Source organism: Providencia sp. PROV269 (assembly GCF_028477785.1).
Lineage (GTDB): Bacteria > Pseudomonadota > Gammaproteobacteria > Enterobacterales > Enterobacteriaceae > Providencia > Providencia rettgeri.
Genome location: NZ_JAMPLV010000006.1, coordinates 292,265 through 310,804, shown reverse-complemented (window position 1 = coordinate 310,804; position 18,540 = coordinate 292,265). Strand labels below are relative to the sequence as shown.

At 40.6% G+C, this 18,540-nt stretch carries 15 protein-coding genes; 9 read left to right on the top strand and 6 right to left on the bottom strand.

Annotation, left to right across the window (positions count from 1 at the left end; genetic code table 11):
• Positions 1-8: 8 nt before the first annotated feature.
• Together PR683_RS11625 and yaaA are read right to left on the bottom strand one after the other, a co-directional pair.
• Positions 9-998 (bottom strand): aldo/keto reductase, encoded by a 990-nt coding sequence (locus PR683_RS11625; protein WP_004914707.1) that lies wholly within the window; start codon positions 996-998, stop codon positions 9-11.
• 191 nt (positions 999-1,189) lie between these two features.
• Positions 1,190-1,966 carry a peroxide stress protein YaaA gene (yaaA, locus tag PR683_RS11620; protein WP_109911856.1) on the bottom strand — a complete coding sequence of 259 codons (777 nt, stop codon included), beginning with the start codon at positions 1,964-1,966 and terminating at the stop codon, positions 1,190-1,192.
• A 384-nt stretch (positions 1,967-2,350) separates the two neighbouring features.
• On the opposite strand from yaaA, the gene tal reads away from it, so the two are divergent.
• Positions 2,351-3,304 (top strand): transaldolase, encoded by a 954-nt coding sequence (gene tal, locus PR683_RS11615; protein ID WP_004914703.1) that lies wholly within the window; start codon positions 2,351-2,353, stop codon positions 3,302-3,304.
• Positions 3,305-3,495: 191 nt separating this feature from the next.
• Complete coding sequence (gene mog, locus PR683_RS11610) at positions 3,496-4,077, top strand: molybdopterin adenylyltransferase (protein ID WP_004914701.1); 582 nt, start codon at positions 3,496-3,498, stop codon at positions 4,075-4,077.
• A 79-nt stretch (positions 4,078-4,156) separates the two neighbouring features.
• On the opposite strand, the gene satP is transcribed toward mog, so the two are convergent.
• Positions 4,157-4,723, bottom strand: coding sequence for an acetate uptake transporter (gene satP, locus PR683_RS11605; protein WP_004905651.1), 567 nt, complete (start codon positions 4,721-4,723; stop codon positions 4,157-4,159).
• Between the two features lie 335 nt (positions 4,724-5,058).
• Between satP and dnaK the strand changes: the two genes are divergently transcribed.
• Together dnaK and dnaJ are read left to right on the top strand one after the other, a co-directional pair.
• Complete coding sequence (gene dnaK / locus PR683_RS11600) at positions 5,059-6,975, top strand: molecular chaperone DnaK (protein WP_004914699.1); 1,917 nt, start codon at positions 5,059-5,061, stop codon at positions 6,973-6,975.
• Between the two features lie 110 nt (positions 6,976-7,085).
• On the top strand, positions 7,086-8,222 hold the full coding sequence (dnaJ, locus tag PR683_RS11595; protein WP_109911858.1) for a molecular chaperone DnaJ: 1,137 nt from the start codon (positions 7,086-7,088) through the stop codon (positions 8,220-8,222).
• Between the two features lie 68 nt (positions 8,223-8,290).
• On the opposite strand, the gene PR683_RS11590 is transcribed toward dnaJ, so the two are convergent.
• Both PR683_RS11590 and PR683_RS11585 read right to left on the bottom strand, forming a co-directional pair.
• A complete protein-coding gene (locus PR683_RS11590) occupies positions 8,291-9,691 on the bottom strand; it encodes an amidohydrolase (RefSeq protein ID WP_272581795.1) in 1,401 nt (466 codons plus the stop codon).
• Positions 9,692-9,811: 120 nt separating this feature from the next.
• Entirely contained in the window at positions 9,812-10,660 is an 849-nt protein-coding gene (locus PR683_RS11585; protein WP_240105918.1) for an EamA family transporter, read from the bottom strand.
• Positions 10,661-11,051: 391 nt separating this feature from the next.
• Here PR683_RS11585 and nhaA point away from each other — a divergent pair, with 391 nt between their 5' ends.
• Both nhaA and nhaR read left to right on the top strand, forming a co-directional pair.
• Entirely contained in the window at positions 11,052-12,221 is a 1,170-nt protein-coding gene (gene nhaA / locus PR683_RS11580) for a Na+/H+ antiporter NhaA (RefSeq protein ID WP_004914692.1), read from the top strand.
• A 195-nt stretch (positions 12,222-12,416) separates the two neighbouring features.
• On the top strand, positions 12,417-13,337 hold the full coding sequence (nhaR, locus tag PR683_RS11575; protein ID WP_004914690.1) for a transcriptional activator NhaR: 921 nt from the start codon (positions 12,417-12,419) through the stop codon (positions 13,335-13,337).
• A gap of 54 nt (positions 13,338-13,391) precedes the next feature.
• Here nhaR and rpsT read toward each other — a convergent pair whose 3' ends face one another.
• Positions 13,392-13,652 carry a 30S ribosomal protein S20 gene (gene rpsT, locus PR683_RS11570; RefSeq protein WP_004914688.1) on the bottom strand — a complete coding sequence of 87 codons (261 nt, stop codon included), beginning with the start codon at positions 13,650-13,652 and terminating at the stop codon, positions 13,392-13,394.
• Between the two features lie 589 nt (positions 13,653-14,241).
• Between rpsT and ribF the strand changes: the two genes are divergently transcribed.
• From ribF to lspA, 3 genes are read left to right on the top strand one after another with little or no spacing between them, the layout of a single operon-like run.
• Positions 14,242-15,180, top strand: coding sequence for a bifunctional riboflavin kinase/FAD synthetase (gene ribF / locus PR683_RS11565; protein WP_109911859.1), 939 nt, complete (start codon positions 14,242-14,244; stop codon positions 15,178-15,180).
• Between the two features lie 28 nt (positions 15,181-15,208).
• Complete coding sequence (gene ileS / locus PR683_RS11560) at positions 15,209-18,019, top strand: isoleucine--tRNA ligase (protein WP_004914683.1); 2,811 nt, start codon at positions 15,209-15,211, stop codon at positions 18,017-18,019.
• The gene (gene lspA / locus PR683_RS11555) at positions 18,019-18,522 is read left to right on the top strand and encodes a signal peptidase II (RefSeq protein WP_109911860.1); all 504 of its coding nucleotides are present in this window, start codon (positions 18,019-18,021) and stop codon (positions 18,520-18,522) included. Before ileS ends, lspA begins: the two co-directional genes overlap by 1 nt.
• The last annotated feature ends 18 nt before the right edge of the window (positions 18,523-18,540 follow it).

Sequence of the window (18,540 nt, the reverse complement as noted above, 5' to 3'; positions counted from 1 at the left end):
GTATTTCATTAGCTTTCTAATATTAATTCGATAGCTTTGAGCTCTTCTTGCGTAAAATTACGATTTTTTAGGATCCCCATCGCATCATCAATTTGGCTGATACGGCTTGCTCCGATGAGCACTGAAGTGATCCTATCATGTCTCAGTAACCATGCTAAGGCCATTTGGTTTAGCTTCTGTCCTCTTTTTACCGCCAGCTCGTTCAGCTGTTTAACCTTTGATAAAACGTTGGATGTGAGTCTTTCTGGCGGTAAAGAAGGATTACCCGCAGCGCGTGAATCCGCAGGAATACCATTAAGATAGCGATCGGTTAAAATTCCACCTGCTAACGGAGAGTATGCGATAGAGCCGACACCTTCTTCTTCCAGTAAATCAAGTAAATCTTCTTCAGGAGTGCGTTCTAGCATGGAATATCTAGGTTGGTGAATCAGGCAAGGGGTTCCTAATTCATTGAGAATATTAATGGCTTCTTTAGCTAAATTTGTTGGGTAATTAGAAATTCCCACATACAGAGCTTTTCCTTGGCGAACAATGAGATCTAGTGCTCCCATAGTTTCTTCTAATGGAGTATTGGGGTCAGGTCGATGATGATAAAAGATATCTACATAATCTAAACCCATGCGTTTCAAACTTTGATTTAGGCTTGCAACCAAATATTTTTTACTTCCCCAGTCGCCATAAGGGCCATCCCACATAGTGAAACCGGCTTTCGATGAAATGATCATTTCATCACGATAAGGCAGAAAATCCTGTTGCATGATCCTGCCAAATGTACTTTCGGCAGATCCTGGCGGTGGCCCATAATTATTCGCAAGATCGAAATGGGTGATCCCAAGGTCAAAAGCGTGGCGAAGCATGGCTTGGCAATTATCAAAGGGTTTGTTATCGCCAAAGTTGTGCCATAACCCTAATGAAATCAGTGGTAAGCGTAATCCGCTACGGCCACATAAACGATATTCCATTTCAGTATAGCGTTTTGATGATGCGACATAAGGCATACTTCACCTCCAAAATAGTGGGTAAAACTCAATTTATACTGTCATAAAGCTAAAAAGTAGGCTGAGGAATCAATGCTAATTCGTGCTTAGCAAGAAGGTTTATGAGTAAATTGTGATTGAGCCCGAAAAAAGAATGAAGTATTTTGAAATACGTGGGTATCTGCTGTGCGCCAGTCCCCACGTTTTGTGCATTAAGCTTGCTCTGGGCGAGTAAATATCAACTCGTTACCTTTAGATTGGCTTTCATCGAACTGATAGCCTTCTAAATTAAAATCAGCCAGTTGGTCTGTTTTCGTTAATTTATTTTGGATAATAAAACGGCTCATTAAACCTCGAGCTTTTTTTGCATAAAAACTGATAACTTTATATTTACCATTTTTTTCATCCAAGAAAATAGGCTTGATAATTTGGCCATCCAGTTTTTTTGTATTCACTGATTTGAAATATTCATCTGAGGCAAGATTGACTAATATTGGGTCTTTTTGCTCGGCTAATGCATGATTTAATTGCTTGGTGATAATGTCTCCCCAAAACTCATATAAATCTTTTCCACGGGTATTTTTTAAACGAATTCCCATTTCTAAGCGATAAGGCTGCATTAAATCTAGCGGTCTTAAAACACCATAAAGGCCTGATAATATACGTAAATGGGATTGAGCAAACTCAAAATCGTTTTGAGAAAACGTTTCTGCTTGCATACCCGTATATACATCACCTTTGAAGGCGAGGATCGCTTGGCGTGCATTTTCTGGGGTAAAGTCCGCATGCCATTCTGCAAAACGAGCGGCATTGAGCCCTGCAAGTTTGTCACTAATTTTCATTAAACTGGCGATATCCGCGGGGGTTAACTTACGACAGACATTAATTAATTTTTGAGACTCAGAGAGTAACTCAGGCTGAGTAAATTGCTGTGTTGCAAGTGGGCTTTCGTAGTCTAATGTTTTTGCAGGTGAAATTGTAATAAGCATGACTTGACCCTTAATAAAGAATGATACTACTTACTTTAGCAAAAATTCTGCCTAATTGGCTAATTGATACGATAAGCCAAACCAATATTATTCTTTATTACAATAACAGCACGATATAACTTGCTAAAAGGATTCAGTTTCTAATTGGCTAGCGAAATCGATTGCCAATCAAATAGTTGCTTTTGACTAGATTTACTTGCTTGCAGCAATATGGATGCATGATATTATCTGTAGACGGTGCGGCGATAGCCACAATTCCTTTATAATACGCAAAGTAATTCAAGTTGCAGTTTGTTAGCCTACACCACAAGAGTCGCAAGAATTGTAGGTAGCCAACACCGCTACAACTTGGAATATGACGGGTATAACAACGAGATTAAAGAAATGACCGATAAACTAACCTCATTACGTAGTCTGACAACTGTTGTTGCTGATACTGGCGACATCGAAGCAATGAAGCTTTACAAGCCACAAGACGCGACCACAAATCCATCGCTGATCTTAAATGCTGCACAAATTCCTGAGTACCGTAAATTAATTGATGAAGCGGTAGAATGGGCACGTAAGCAAAGCAATAATCGCGAGCAACAAATTGTTGATGCTTGTGACAAGCTGGCTGTTAATATCGGTCTGGAAATTCTGAAATTAGTTCCGGGTCGTATTTCTACTGAAGTTGATGCGCGCCTTTCTTATGATGAAGAAGCTTGTATTGCTAAAGCGCGTCACTTAATCAAAATGTACAACGATGCAGGCATCAGTAATGACCGTATTCTGATTAAACTGGCTTCGACTTGGCAGGGTATCCGTGCTGCAGAGAAACTGGAAAAAGAAGGCATTAACTGTAACCTGACTTTATTATTCTCTTTTGCTCAAGCACGTGCTTGTGCGGAAGCGGGTGTATACCTGATCTCTCCATTTGTGGGTCGTATTCTTGACTGGTACAAAGCGAATACAGATAAGAAAGAATTCGCGCCACATGAAGATCCAGGTGTGGTTTCTGTTACTGAAATCTACAACTACTACAAAGCTCACGGTTATAAAACTGTGGTAATGGGCGCAAGCTTCCGTAATGTGGGTGAAATCATTGAATTAGCCGGTTGTGACCGCTTAACTATCTCTCCAGGATTATTGAAAGAGCTGTCAGAATCACAAGGTGAATTAGTACGTAAACTGACAGATTCAGGTAAAACTCAAGAGCCAGGCGCTAAGTTGACGGAAGCAGAGTTCTACTGGCAGCACAATCAAGATCCAATGGCGGTTGATAAACTGTCTGATGGTATTCGTAAGTTTGCAGTAGACCAAGAGAAACTGGAAAAAATGATTGCAGATTTACTGTAATTTATTTCGTTTTTTCTTTAAAACCCAGCCGGTTGGTTGGGTTTTTTTATATCCATTTTTCATTGAGTTAGTTCTCAATTTGAAGATAAAAACACCTCGACACTGTATGCAGTCGTTCATCATGATATGATATCGCTCCTGTTTATTTTTAAGTGAACAGTTTTTGATTGAACAATTTCTTTGAGGTTTGTATGGATGAATTGCGCATAGGTCTGGTTTCTGTTTCTGATCGTGCTTCGAGCGGTATTTATGAAGACAAAGGTATTCCTGCACTAGAAGAGTGGTTAGCAAAAACGCTGACAACACCTTTTCGCATCGAAACTCGCCTGATCCCTGATGAGCAAATCATGATAGAGCAAACATTATGTGAGCTGGTGGATGAATTTGCTTGCCATTTAGTCCTAACTACCGGGGGCACAGGCCCCGCTCGTCGCGATGTTACACCTGACGCAACCCTCGCGATTGCAGACCGTGAGATGCCGGGGTTTGGCGAACAAATGCGCCAAATTAGCCTAAAGTTCGTGCCTACTGCGATATTATCACGCCAAGTTGGAGTAATACGCAATCAGGCTCTGATTTTAAATTTACCAGGGCAGCCTAAAGCAATTGCGGAAACTCTGGAAGGCTTAAAGGACAAAGAAGGGAATGTAGTCGTTTCTGGTATTTTCGCCAGTGTTCCTTATTGTATTCAATTGCTTGATGGCCCATATGTGGAAACAGACCCTACGGTTGTGAAGGCATTTAGACCTAAATCAGCAATTCGTTCTGAGTAGTATTTCAATATAATCAGGTGAGCATTGACTCACCTGATTAATAATATTTAATGCATAAAATCACATACGTTAGTCAAACTTAACCACGTTGACCAATCGGTAATACAGTTTTGCCATATTGCTCATTTAAGATTTCCGCAACCGCTAAATAAAATGCGCTAGCACCACAGATAATTCCTTCAAAACCTGCAAATTTTAGTAATGCCGCATTTCCCGTAATATTACCAATCGCTAATAAAGCGAATAATACAGTTAAGCTACCAAAGACAAATTGCAAAACAAAATTAGCTTTGAATGTTCCCAAGAACATAAAAAAGGTAAAAATTCCCCAAATAGCGAGGAAAACACCTAAAAACTCAGGTGAAGTTGCTTCAGCTAATCCCATTGAAGGTAAAAATAATAGACCAACTAATGCAATCCAAAACATCCCGTAAGAAGTAAATGCGGTTGCACCGAATGTATTGCCTTTTTTGTATTCAATCAGGCCCGCAATAAATTGAGCAATACCACCATAAAAAATGCCCATACTTAAAATAACGGATGAAAGAGGGAAAAAACCTGCGTTATGAATGTTTAGCAGGATGGTTGTCATACCAAAGCCTAGTAAACCAAGTGGGCCTGGATTTGCAAGAGAGCTAGACTGCATATAACCTCTGGTAAAATATATAAAATTCAAATAGATAAAAAACAGAAAGTTTTGCCAAAGTGACAGCGGCGGCGCATCATACGCAGTTTTGATTGTTTAAACCATGATCACAAGACAGGTTTTTTTGCAATAAATGCAAATTTTTTTGATTCTCCCCCTTGATGAATGAATTTGTGACCCCATCTTAAAAGCATCAACTGATATCAATCCAAATTATTGCGTATTGAAAAATAATTTAGGCTCAGAGTGAAAACTCCCTTGAAAATGAAATATTGAGCCTCATATAGATTGATATCGAAATCATAGTGAAAAGAATTCCTTTGGAGGCGTTTTAGATGGGTAAAATCATTGGTATCGACTTGGGTACAACTAACTCATGCGTTGCAATTATGGATGGTACTACAGCTCGTGTTCTGGAGAACAGCGAAGGTGATAGAACGACTCCTTCCATCATTGCGTACACTCAAGATGGTGAAATTTTAGTAGGTCAGCCAGCAAAACGTCAGGCTGTGACTAACCCAGAAAATACTTTATTTGCAATCAAACGTTTGATTGGTCGTCGTTTCCAAGACGAAGAAGTTCAGCGCGACGTTTCTATCATGCCATATAAAATCATTGCGGCTGATAACGGCGATGCTTGGTTAGATGTGAAAGGCCAAAAAATGGCTCCGCCACAAGTTTCAGCTGAAGTTCTGAAAAAAATGAAGAAAACAGCTGAAGACTATTTAGGTGAGCCTGTAACAGAAGCAGTTATTACTGTACCTGCTTACTTTAACGATGCTCAGCGTCAAGCGACTAAAGATGCTGGTCGTATCGCTGGTTTAGAAGTAAAACGTATCATTAACGAACCAACAGCTGCGGCATTAGCATATGGTTTAGATAGAGAAGTGGGTAACCGTACTATTGCGGTTTATGACTTAGGTGGTGGTACATTTGACTTATCAATCATCGAAATTGATGAAGTTGATGGCGAAAAAACCTATGAAGTTTTGGCAACCAATGGTGATACTCACTTAGGTGGTGAAGACTTCGATACTCGTTTAATCAACTACTTAGTTGAAGAGTTTAAGAAAGAACAAGGTGTTGACCTACGTAACGACCCGTTAGCGATGCAACGTCTGAAAGAAGCTGCAGAAAAAGCAAAAATTGAGCTGTCTTCTGCACAACAAACAGACGTTAACCTGCCGTACATTACAGCGGATGCAACAGGTCCTAAACATATGAATATTAAAGTGACTCGTGCGAAATTAGAGTCACTGGTAGAAGATTTAGTTAAGCGTTCTATGGAGCCAGTTAAAGTTGCTCTGCAAGACGCGGGCTTAAGCGTGAGCGAAATCAACGACGTTATTTTAGTTGGTGGCCAAACACGTATGCCAATGGTTCAAAAAGTTGTTGCTGATTTCTTTGGTAAAGAACCACGTAAAGACGTGAACCCTGACGAAGCAGTTGCAATGGGTGCGGCAGTACAAGGTGGTGTTTTAGCGGGTGATGTTAAAGACGTTCTGTTACTTGACGTAACTCCTCTGTCTTTAGGTATCGAAACCATGGGTGGTGTGATGACTTCGTTAATCTCGAAGAACACCACTATCCCAACGAAACATAGCCAAGTATTCTCAACAGCGGAAGATAACCAAGCAGCGGTAACTATCCATGTTCTGCAAGGTGAGCGTAAACGTGCAAGTGACAACAAATCACTGGGTCAGTTTAACTTAGATGGTATTCAACCTGCCCCACGCGGTATGCCACAAATTGAAGTGACTTTTGATATCGATGCTGATGGTATCTTGCATGTTTCTGCGAAAGATAAAAATAGCGGACGTGAGCAAAACATCACCATTAAGGCTTCTTCAGGTCTGAATGACGAGGAAATCGAAAAAATGGTACGTGACGCAGAAGCAAACGCTGAAGCTGACCGTAAATTTGAAGAGTTAGTTCAGGTTCGTAACCAAGCTGACCAATTAGTTCACGGTACTCGTAAACAAATTGAAGAAGCCGGTGATAAATTACCAGCTGAAGATAAAGCGAATATTGAAAAAGCAACTTCTGAATTAGAAGCGGCAGCAAAAGGTGAAGATAAAGCGGATATTGAAGCGAAAATCCAAGCTTTAGTCACTGCATCTGCAAAACTTCTGGAAATCGCACAGCAACAAGCTCAAGCGCAAGCGGGTGGTGCTGCTGGCGCAGAAGCGAAGAAAGATGATGACGTTGTTGATGCTGAATTCGAAGAAGTTAACGACAAAGATAAAAAATAATGCCCTTAGCGGGCGCAGTAGCTGTAGCAAATGCTAGTTAATGGTTACTGATACCGGATACGGGCGTCGAGGGAACTCTACGCCCGTTCCGCATGTTAAGGGTAAATAGAATGGCGAAAAGAGATTTTTATGAGGTGCTAGGCCTCGAAAGAAATGCTTCAGATAAAGATATTAAGCGAGCTTATAAGCGCTTAGCGATGAAGCATCACCCCGACCGTAATCAGGGGGATAAAGAATCAGAAGGTAAATTTAAAGAAATTAAAGAAGCTTACGAAGTTCTTTCTGACGAGCAAAAACGCGCCGCTTATGACCAATATGGTCATGCAGCGTTTGAGCAAGGCGGAATGGGCGGAGGCGGCGGCTTTGGTGGTGGCGCTGACTTTAGTGATATCTTTGGTGACGTCTTCGGTGATATTTTTGGAGGTGGCCGCAGACAGCAGCGCCCAAGCCGTGGTTCTGACCTACAGTACAACATGGAACTGACTCTTGAAGAGGCTGTCCGTGGAGTGACCAAAGAAATCCGTATTCCGACCTTAGAAACCTGTGACGTTTGTCATGGTAATGGTGCGAAACCGGGAACCAGTGCGGATACGTGCTCAACCTGTCACGGTATGGGCCAAGTCCATATGCGCCAAGGCTTTTTCTCTGTACAGCAGCCTTGTCCAACTTGCCATGGTCGCGGTAAAGTTATCAAAGATCCATGCAACAAATGTCATGGTCATGGCCGTGTTGAAAGATATAAAACACTGTCAGTTAAAATTCCAGCTGGCGTAGATACGGGTGACCGTGTTCGTTTGTCAGGGGAAGGTGAAGCCGGAGAAAACGGAGCACCAGCAGGAGACTTATTTGTTCAGGTTCATGTATTGCCTCATAATATTTTTGAGCGTGATGGTAATAACCTGCACTGTGAGGTGCCGATTAACTTTGCTGATGCAGCACTGGGTGGCGAAATTGAAGTGCCAACCCTTGATGGGCGTGTAAAACTGAAAATCCCAGCAGAAACTCAAACCGGTAAAATTTTCCGTATGAAAGGAAAAGGTGTGAAATCGGTACGTGGTGGCCTGCAAGGTGATTTAATGTGCCACATCGTTGTTGAAACCCCTGTTAAACTCAATGAGAAACAAAAAGAGTTACTCAAAGAATTTGGTGAATCATTAGGTGGAAAGAGCGGTGAGAAGAACAGCCCGCGCTCTAAAAGCTTTTTAGATGGTGTGAAGAAATTCTTTGATGATTTAACTAATAAATAATTAGTTAATAGTTGGTAAAGTTAGAATGGCTGACTGAGCATATTGCCAAGTCAGCCATTTTTTTTATCTTATTTTACAACTTCACCGCTAGCAACCACAGTTTCTCGGACTTTATTGGCAAAATCTTGAGCTTTTTTGATGATTGAATTTTCATCCGCAGTCAGTATTTTACGGTCTTTCATCAATACGTTGCCATCAACTATGGTATGACGAACATTGGCTCCATTAGCCCCATATACCAGCGCAGCATATGGGCTATACATAGGAACCATATTAGGTGATTTAGTATCAATAACAATAATATCAGCTAATTTCCCTGGTTCGAGAGAGCCCAGTTTATCTTCCATGTGTAATACACGAGCAGAGCCCATTGTTGCCATATCAACAACAGTGATTGGTGGCATCGCTGCTCTATCTTTATTTGCTAGTTTGTGAATCTTACCCACTAAATTCAATTCATTTAACGTCGTCAACGTATTACTCGACATTGGTCCATCAGTTCCCAAGCCAACACGGATCCCTTTTTCAAGCATGGTTGTCACAGGGGCAACACCCTTAGCGGACTTAGTATTCGCACTGATATTATGTGCAACACCGACATCATATTGTTTGAGCAAATCTATATCTTTTTCATCAACCATAATGGCATGGGCAGCTATTACTTTATTGTTCAGTGCACCTATGTCTGCCATATATTGTACCGGGCTTTTGCCACCAGTGCGTTTGGCGATTTCTTCTTGCTCACGATCTGTTTCCGCTAGATGGATCATCACGGGAACATCAAGTTCTTGAGATAATTTTGCTATTTTTTGTAAATGCTCTGTTGTGTTGGTATAAGGGGCATGGGGAGCAAAAGCAGGAGTGATACGTGGGTGATCTTTGTATTGATTAATAAAGTTTACGGCATAATTGATGCCTTCATCTGCATTTTTTGCATCAGCGACAGGAAATTGAATAACAGATTCACCAAGGACAGCTCTTAAGCCAATTTTATCAACGGTTTTAGCCACTTCATCTTCAAAATAATACATATCAACGTATGTTGTGACACCCCCTTTAATCATTTCAACATTAGCAAGGTTTGCCCCAACTCGTACCATTTCACGGGAGACCATTTTATTTTCTAATGGGAAAATATAACGGTGTAAACGGTCTGGTACATCATCGGCTAAAGAACGAAATACGGTCATAGATGCATGTGTATGCGTGTTAATTAGACCTGGCATGACAATATCACCATCAACATTCAGTACATTAGGTGCTTGATAATGTTGAGTAAGCTCAGGGCCACCAACGGCAATAATTTTATTGCCTTTGATGACAACCGTACCATGGTCAATAACCTGTTTTTGAGCATCCATAGTTAAGATGGTGCCATCTACAATTATGATGTCAGCGGGTGTAGCAGCAAAGCTAGAAAAAGAAGCACTAATAATGGAAATAGCCAGTAAAGATTTTAAAAGCGACATTTTGGCCTCATATCTGGTGAGAAAATATAAAAACTATAGGTAAATAAAAAAAATAATACTATTTTTAATAAAACAAAATTGATTGCTTGGTAACCGAACATTTAAATAATAATAATTTTATTAATGACTTAATTTTGCTAATAAAACACCAAAAACAATAACAACACAGGCAACGACTCGCATGACGTTGAATTTCTCTTTAAGAAAAGCAATAGATAGGAACATAGCGAATAGTACACTAGTTTCTCTAATTGCAGCGACCATGACAATGGGTGCTTGGCTCATCGCCCATATGGCAATACCATAGCTAATCAGTTGCATTAACCCACCTAGTAACCCAGAGCGCCAGTATTGTTGAATTCCAACAATTAGGGTACCACGATATTTGATAAAGCCAGGTACAGCTAACACAATCCCATTCAATAGAAATAACCAAAGTGTATACACTACAGGGTCTTCACTTGCTCTAGCACCATTGCCATCAGATAAGGTATAACAGGCAGTAAAAAAGGCAGTTGATATGGCAAAAGCCAGTGCTTTTCCTTTGATATTTAAGGTGAATTTTTTTCCTGCAAAGGCAATGAGCACTACGCCACTAATGATAAATAAAACACCAATAAGGCCCATTAATGGAATTAGCTCACTAAATAGCAAAGCGCCGAGTAGTGCAGTCATTAATGGCGCAGACCCACGTGATATGGGGTATATCTGGCTTAAATCACCATGTGTATAAGCCTGGCTTAAAAAATAGGTATAGCCAATATGAAATAATACCGATAAAGCTAACCAATGGATAGCTTCTGGTGATGGTAGGCCTAACCAGAATATTGCTGGTAGCGTTAAGATGCCAGAAAAAACAGAAATCATGACTAGACCGAAAAAGCGGTCATTGCCAAATTTAACAATGGCGTTCCAGCTTGCATGGCAAAAAGCAGCAAAAAGCACGGCAAATAGTACGTGAGTTGTCATTAGTAAATTGTAATCTTGAGTTTTTTATTGGCAATCTAATCGCATTTTATTTGCGAAGCGCTTTGCAAATATCTTGCAAGCAGTTTCCCACATTTAAAATCTTCACGAAAGGTATCGAGAAAAGAAGATATATAATTATTCTGTGGTGGTTGAAAAATGTAGGTTGGATACTGTAATAAGAAATTGAAATTATAAAGTCCATTTTTAACAAAATTTGTTATTTGTTTTTATAAAAGTTGTCTATAGTAAAATTAACGTTTCTTTATCATTCTCTGTGATGCTTAACTTAAATTACTCGATAATTCCGATTTATTTCTGATGAATAAACGACTTTTTGCGAATTGATGATTAGCATAGTATTAACATTCAAAAATATATTGGGGTTAACTATATGACAGCAATTATTCGTAAATTTCTAAGGTTAGAAGCAGCAGGGGGCTTACTCCTGATTATTGCTGCCATAGTCGCTTTAATGATGGCTAATTCGCCATTACAAGGGGCTTATCAGCAATTTTTAGATATTCCTGTATCAATTAAAATATCAGAGTTTGGTTTAGATAAACCTCTGATATTATGGATTAATGACTTCTTAATGGCGATTTTCTTTTTGGTGGTCGGCCTTGAAGTAAAACGTGAATTATTAGAGGGATCTCTTGCCGGGCGTGATAAAGCGATATTTCCAGCAATTGCAGCATTAGGGGGAATGATTGCCCCTGCACTAATTTACCTGTTATTTAATGGGGGAGATGCAGTTACTCAGCAAGGTTGGGCGATACCTGCAGCGACAGATATTGCGTTTGCTTTGGGGGTGATGGCTTTATTAGGTAAGCGGGTTCCAACAGAACTTAAGGTATTCTTATTAGCATTGGCTATTATTGATGACCTTGGTGTTATCGTAATTATTGCTTTTTTCTACACAAGTTCTGTTTCTTTGGTTGCATTGGGGCTTTCAGCATTGTGCATCGCCATTCTCTGTATGATGAATTGGCGTAGAGTAGAGAATACAGCGGCTTACTTAGTTATTGGGTTAATATTATGGGTGTGTATTTTGAAATCTGGGGTTCATGCCACACTAGCAGGGGTCATTGTTGGCTTCTTGATTCCTTTACATGGTACTAACCAGACCAAGCCTTCAGAAGAATTGGAACACGTCTTACACCCATGGGTTGTTTACTTAATTCTACCTATTTTTGCGTTTGCTAATTCGGGTGTACAGCTTCAAGGTGTAACATTAGAAGGTTTATTAAGCCCACTGCCATTAGGTGTCGCTGCAGGGCTAATTTTTGGTAAGCCTATCGGAATTTTTCTATTTAGTTGGGTTTCGGTAAAACTTGGGTTTGCAAAGTTGCCTGAGTCGATTAACTTAAAACAGGTTTTTGCCGTTTCTGTATTGTGTGGGATCGGTTTTACTATGTCTATTTTTATAACCGGCCTCGCATTTGATGGGCTTGATGAGGTGTATAGTACCTATTCACGTCTAGGTATTTTGCTTGGTTCTACGTTAGCTGCATTTTTAGGTTACTTTATGTTAAGAGTCGTGTTACCGAAACAAAAAGACTAACTTAGTACCAGCTCAATATTTAATTTTGCAAATTATTAGTAAGAATTTCCGAACTAATAATCTATGATATACCGTAGTGTGTTTATAAATACACTACGGTATTCATTTTAAAGGCTCTGAGAAATATGAGCTGCGGGTAAATGTGTATGGTCAATAGTGGTTTTTCTAGCTAGTGACGGTACAAAAGGAATCGATATGCGGGTTTCACATCTTAATTTTAACCATCTTTACTACTTCTGGCATGTATGTAAAGAAGGCTCTGTCGTCGGAGCAGCAGAAGCGCTTTACCTGACTCCTCAGACAATTACAGGGCAAATAAAAGCATTGGAAGAACGATTAGGTGGAAAATTATTCAAAAGGCAGGGGCGAGGTTTGGTGCCATCTGAGCTTGGGCAATTAATTTTTCGCTATGCAGATAAAATGTTCATGCTTAGCCAAGAAATGCTAGATATCGTTAATTACAGCCGCGAATCTAATTTACTGTTTGACGTCGGGGTTGCGGATACCCTATCAAAACAGTTAGTTAGTAAAATATTAGAAACTACAGTTGTAGAGCATGAACAAATTCATTTGCGTTGTTTTGAATCAACACATGAATTGCTATTAGAACAGCTCAGCCAACATAAATTGGACATGATTTTGTCTGACTGCCCAGTTGACTCATCGCAGCAAGAAGGCTTATTTTCGGTGAAATTGGGCGAGTGTAATATGAGTTTCTTTTGTCGTCAGCCAATCCCTAAAAAGCCATTCCCTGAATGTTTAGAGGAACGTCGTTTATTAATTCCTGGGCGGCGATATTTGTTAGGTAGGCATATCTTAGCTTGGATACGAAATAAAAATCTGCAAGTTGAAGTGTTAGGTGAGTTTGATGATGCGGCGCTTATGAAAGCATTTGGTATGCATTATAACGCGATTTTTGTAGCTCCATCGCAGTATACACCTGATCTTCTAGGTGGCGAAGACATTGTAGAGTTAGGCCGTTTAGAGAGCGTAAAAGAAGAATATTACGTTATTTTTGCAGAGAGAATGATACAGCACCCAGCAGTACAGCGAGTGTGTAATAAAGATTTTTCAGATTTATTTTCAGTTCCGCTTGATAGCTTAGATAAAAAATAACGACAAATAAAAAACCGGCATAAGCCGGTTTTTTAAGCTAATCAAGAAGCAAAATTACATTGCTTTGATTTGAGCAACTAAGTTAGCTTTATGACGTGCTGCTTTATTTTTGTGGATCAGGCCTTTAGTAGCATGGCGATCAACAATAGGTTGCATGTCATTGAATGCTTTCTGAGCAGCTTCTTTATCGCCTGCAGCGATAGCAAGGTAAACTTTCTTGATAAAAGTACGTACCATAGAGCGACGGCTAGCGTTATGCTGGCGACGTTTCTCTGACTGAACGGCACGTTTCTTAGCTGATTTGATATTAGCCAAGGTCCAACTCCCAAATGTATTCTATTGAGGACAATTCAAAGGTCGAGGAATATGCCCTTTCGCCCTTCATTTGTCAATGGATTTGTGCAAATAAACATCGTGTACTTCGATGCTCATGCGCTGTGAATGGTGCAAGATTCTATCAGCAAATATAAGAAGAATACAGATCTTAGCGTGAAAAAATGCGTAATTGATGGCAGAAATTTAAAAAGAATTAAGGCGAAAAATATTTTTTAGTTTATCAATCAGTGGGTAGTATGAAAACCAAGCATGTTATGGTTGTTTTTTGTTCTTTTTGACCACGAGGTTATAACCATTGAAGTATAAAACATAAAAATATAATATTTTTAGAGACCTTGGAACAAATTTGTTGTATTGATAATCCATTGGTTACCCCAAAGTTTTTGATGTTCGAATCTAATTGCTCTGTTTGAGGAGCGTAATAACCCACTAATTGCATAAAAATAGTGGTTAATAAATCGTGTAGAGATCAAAAAAATAGGGTTTAATGAAACCTTTTGCGAACTAAGGTTAACCTTATGCGTCGTACAAGGTATAATCCTGCAATTTCCTCGGTATTGAGCCTGTTATGGAGCTAATTCGCGGTATACAGAATATCCGGGCGTGCCATCATGGTTGCGTGCTGACTATCGGTAATTTTGATGGTGTCCATCGTGGGCATCAGGTTTTGCTTCAAAATTTGAAACTTAAGGGAGCGCAGTTAGGGTTACCAACTGTCGTGATGATATTTGAGCCACAGCCCCTTGAATTTTTTATTGGTGACAAAGCGCCTGCGCGTTTGACACGCTTGCGAGACAAAGTTAAATATCTTGCAGACAGTGGTATTGATTACCTCTTATGTGTTGAATTTAACCAGCACTTTGCATCATTAACACCCGCTGAGTTTGTTGCTGACTTACTTGTCAGTAAGCTTGGGGTAAAGTATCTCGCTATAGGTGATGATTTCCGCTTTGGGAAAAATCGCATGGGGGATTTTACTTTTTTACAACAGGCGGGTGATGAATTCGGTTTTGAAGTTGCAGATACAGAAAGCTTCTGTGATTCAGGGCTTCGTATTAGCAGTACGGCGATACGAAAAGCGATTCAAGAAAACAATCTTGAATTAGCTGAAAGCCTATTAGGGCATTCTTATCGTATTAGCGGGCGAGTGGTTCATGGTAATCAACTTGGCAGAACAATAGGTTTTCCAACAGCAAACCTACCGTTAAAACGTTTAGTCACACCAGTTACTGGTGTGTATGCTGTAGAAGTTTACGGTTTAGGTGATAAGCCTCTACCTGGTGTGGCAAATATTGGCACACGTCCGACTGTATCTGGAAAAGGAACACAGTTAGAAGTTCATCTGATTGATGCAAATATGGATTTATATGGGCGTCATATCGATGTAGTGTTACGTAAGAAATTACGTGATGAGCAGCGGTTTGCTTCGTTGGAAGCGCTTAAGGAGCAAATTGCTAATGATGTAATTGCAGCGAGAGAGTATCTTACTGCAATAGGAATCAGATAATTTAGCGGAAAATTGGAACTGAGAATCGATGAGTGACTATAAAAATACCCTGAATCTACCAGAAACAGGGTTCCCAATGCGTGGCGATCTCGCTAAACGCGAACCACAGATGTTAGAGCGCTGGTACAAAGAAGGTTTGTATCAGGCAATCCGTAAAGCAAAATCGGGCAAGAAAACCTTTATTCTGCACGATGGTCCTCCGTATGCTAACGGCAGTATTCATATTGGTCACTCAGTTAACAAAATTCTCAAAGATATTATTATTAAGTCCAAAGGGTTGGCGGGTTATGATTCCCCATACATCCCAGGTTGGGACTGCCATGGATTACCGATTGAACATAAAGTTGAACAAATCGTCGGTAAGCCAGGGGAAAAAGTTTCTGCCGCTGAATTTCGTGCACAATGCCGTCAATACGCTAAAGAGCAAATTGAAGGTCAAAAAGCTGATTTCATGCGTCTTGGTGTTTTAGGTGAGTGGGATAAACCTTATCTAACAATGGATTTTAAAACCGAGGCTCACATTATTCGAGCATTGGCGAAAACTATTGCAAACGGCCATTTAGTGAAAGGGGCAAAACCTGTTCACTGGTGTACAGCTTGCGGTTCTTCATTAGCGGAAGCTGAAGTCGAATATTATGATAAAACCTCGCCATCTATCTATGTTCGATTCCCTGCGGTAGATGGCAAAACCGTGTGCGAAAAATTTGGTGTGGCAAGTGACAAAACTCCGTCGCTGGTTATTTGGACAACGACACCTTGGACATTGCCAGCAAACCGCGCAATTTCATTAAATCCTGAATTCAAATATAACTTGGTCGATGCAAATGGTGAGTTAGTCATTTTAGCTGCTGACCTTGTTGAAGACGTGATGAAAACTGCGGGTATCACCGCATGGGAAGTTCTTGGTGAATGCGAAGGTTCAGCATTAGAATTGTTGCGCTTCCAGCACCCATTTATGGGCTTTGATGTTCCTGCTATTTTGGGCGATCACGTGACATTAGACGCAGGTACGGGGGCTGTTCATACCGCACCAGGCCACGGCCCTGAAGACTATGTTGTCGGGCAGAAATATGGCTTAGAAACGGCTAATCCTGTGGGCCCAGATGGCTGCTTCTTACCAAATACTTACCCAACATTAGATGGTGTATTTATTTTTAAAGCTAATGACCTTATCGTTGAATTATTGAACGAAAAAGGTGCGTTACTGTACAAACAAGCGATTCAACACAGCTACCCATGTTGCTGGCGCCATAAGACTCCAGTTATCTTCCGTGCTACGCCACAGTGGTTTATCGGCATGGATAAAAACGGCTTACGTGAACAATCTCTGAAAGAAATTGATATTGTTCAATGGATCCCGGGTTGGGGACGTGCACGAATTGAGTCTATGGTTGAAAACCGCCCTGACTGGTGTATTTCTCGTCAGCGTACTTGGGGTACCCCAATGTCGTTGTTTGTTCATAAAGACACTGAAGAGCTACATCCTCGCACGTTAGAATTAATGGAAGAAGTGGCTAAGCGTGTTGAAGTGGATGGCATCCAAGCATGGTGGGATCTTGACCCTGCCGAGCTTCTGGGTGATGAAGCTGAAATATATCGTAAAGTACCTGATACCTTAGACGTGTGGTTTGATTCAGGCTCAACGCATTTTGCGGTTGTTGATGCACGTCCTGAATTCCATGGTAATTCAGCGGATATGTACCTTGAAGGGTCGGATCAACACCGTGGCTGGTTTATGTCATCATTGATGTTATCAACAGCAATGAAAGGGAAAGCACCTTATCGCCAAGTGTTGACACATGGTTTTACTGTTGATGGCCAAGGCCGCAAAATGTCTAAATCTTTAGGCAACACAGTAAGCCCACAAGATGTAATGAATAAACTGGGTGCAGATATCTTACGTTTATGGGTTGCATCAACGGATTATACTGGCGAAATCGCGGTTTCAGATGAAATTTTAAAACGTGCTGCTGATTCATATCGCCGTATTCGTAATACTGCACGTTTCTTACTGGCTAACCTGAGTGGTTTCAATCCTGAAACCGATATGGTGAAACCAGAAGATATGGTGGTTTTAGACCGTTGGGCGGTGAGCCGTGCGTTAGAAGCTCAGCAAGAAATAGCCAAAGCTTATGATGAATACGACTTCTTGTCTGTTATCCAGAGATTAATGCATTTCTGCTCCATTGAAATGGGGTCATTCTATCTGGATATCATCAAAGACCGTCAGTATACGGCGAAAAGTGATAGTTTAGCGCGTCGTAGCTGCCAAACTGCGTTATTCCATATTGTTGAAGCGTTAGTGCGTTGGATGGCTCCAGTTCTGTCCTTCACTTCCGATGAAATTTGGAATGAGTTACCAGGAAAACGCGCTCAATTCGTTCTTACCGAAGAGTGGTATGACGGTTTGTTTGGTTTAGATGAATCAAATGAAATGAACAACAGCTTCTGGACTGAGCTATTGGCTGTTCGTGGTGAAGTGAATAAGGTCTTAGAACAAGCGCGTACTGATAAGCTTATCGGGGGCTCATTAGAAGCTGCGGTGACATTGTATGCGGATAAAGCTCTGGCCGAAAAACTGCAAAGCTTGGGTGATGAATTACGCTTTGTTTTACTGACATCACAAGCCCATGTCGCTGATATCGCAACAGCTCCAGCAGATGCACAAGAAAGTGAATTGAAAGGCCTGAAAATTGCTTTCAGTAAAGCAGCGGGTGAAAAATGCCCACGTTGCTGGCATTATGCAAGTGATATCGGTTCTTCAAGCGAGCAACCAGAAATCTGTGGTCGCTGTGTCACTAACGTAGCCGGTAACGGCGAAACACGTAAGTTTGCTTAATGAAGACGCCAGTTTGTTCTACCGGTTTGCGTTGGTTATGGTTAACCATTGTGATTATCGTTGCGGATTTAGGCATTAAGCAATTAGTGCTTAGTGACCTAAATTTGTACGAACCGCATCCGATCATGCCATTTTTTAACATAATGTATGCGCAAAATTTTGGCGCGGCATTTAGTTTCTTGGCTGATGAAGGCGGATGGCAACGTTGGTTCTTTGCAGGTATTGCAATTGGGATCTCCGTTATCTTAATGGTTATGATGTATCGCCAAAGTGCACAAAAACGCCTATCTAACATTGCATATGCATTGATTATTGGTGGTGCTATCGGTAATTTAAGCGACCGTTTAGTCCATGGCTTCGTTATCGATTACCTTGATTTTTACGTCGGTAATTGGCATTGGCCGACATTTAACCTAGCGGATATGGCGATATGTATTGGTGCAGCTCTTGTGATTTTAGAAGGTTTCCTACCAGATAAATCAAAGCAAGAAAAAGCCAAATAAAATGGTAGTGCACTAGGT

Excerpts from the sequence above, each read along its gene's own strand:
- dnaK (WP_004914699.1), top strand. The coding sequence starts at position 5,059 with ATGGGTAAAATCATTGGTATCGACTTGGGTACAACTAACTCATGCGTT.
- ileS (WP_004914683.1), top strand. The coding sequence starts at position 15,209 with ATGAGTGACTATAAAAATACCCTGAATCTACCAGAAACAGGGTTCCCA.
- tal (WP_004914703.1), top strand. The coding sequence starts at position 2,351 with ATGACCGATAAACTAACCTCATTACGTAGTCTGACAACTGTTGTTGCT.
- PR683_RS11625 (WP_004914707.1), bottom strand. The coding sequence starts at position 998 with ATGCCTTATGTCGCATCATCAAAACGCTATACTGAAATGGAATATCGT.
- nhaA (WP_004914692.1), top strand. The coding sequence starts at position 11,052 with ATGACAGCAATTATTCGTAAATTTCTAAGGTTAGAAGCAGCAGGGGGC.
- mog (WP_004914701.1), top strand. The coding sequence starts at position 3,496 with ATGGATGAATTGCGCATAGGTCTGGTTTCTGTTTCTGATCGTGCTTCG.
- lspA (WP_109911860.1), top strand. The coding sequence starts at position 18,019 with ATGAAGACGCCAGTTTGTTCTACCGGTTTGCGTTGGTTATGGTTAACC.
- nhaR (WP_004914690.1), top strand. The coding sequence starts at position 12,417 with ATGCGGGTTTCACATCTTAATTTTAACCATCTTTACTACTTCTGGCAT.
- ribF (WP_109911859.1), top strand. The coding sequence starts at position 14,242 with ATGGAGCTAATTCGCGGTATACAGAATATCCGGGCGTGCCATCATGGT.
- PR683_RS11590 (WP_272581795.1), bottom strand. The coding sequence starts at position 9,691 with ATGTCGCTTTTAAAATCTTTACTGGCTATTTCCATTATTAGTGCTTCT.
- satP (WP_004905651.1), bottom strand. The coding sequence starts at position 4,723 with ATGCAGTCTAGCTCTCTTGCAAATCCAGGCCCACTTGGTTTACTAGGC.
- yaaA (WP_109911856.1), bottom strand. The coding sequence starts at position 1,966 with ATGCTTATTACAATTTCACCTGCAAAAACATTAGACTACGAAAGCCCA.
- dnaJ (WP_109911858.1), top strand. The coding sequence starts at position 7,086 with ATGGCGAAAAGAGATTTTTATGAGGTGCTAGGCCTCGAAAGAAATGCT.
- PR683_RS11585 (WP_240105918.1), bottom strand. The coding sequence starts at position 10,660 with ATGACAACTCACGTACTATTTGCCGTGCTTTTTGCTGCTTTTTGCCAT.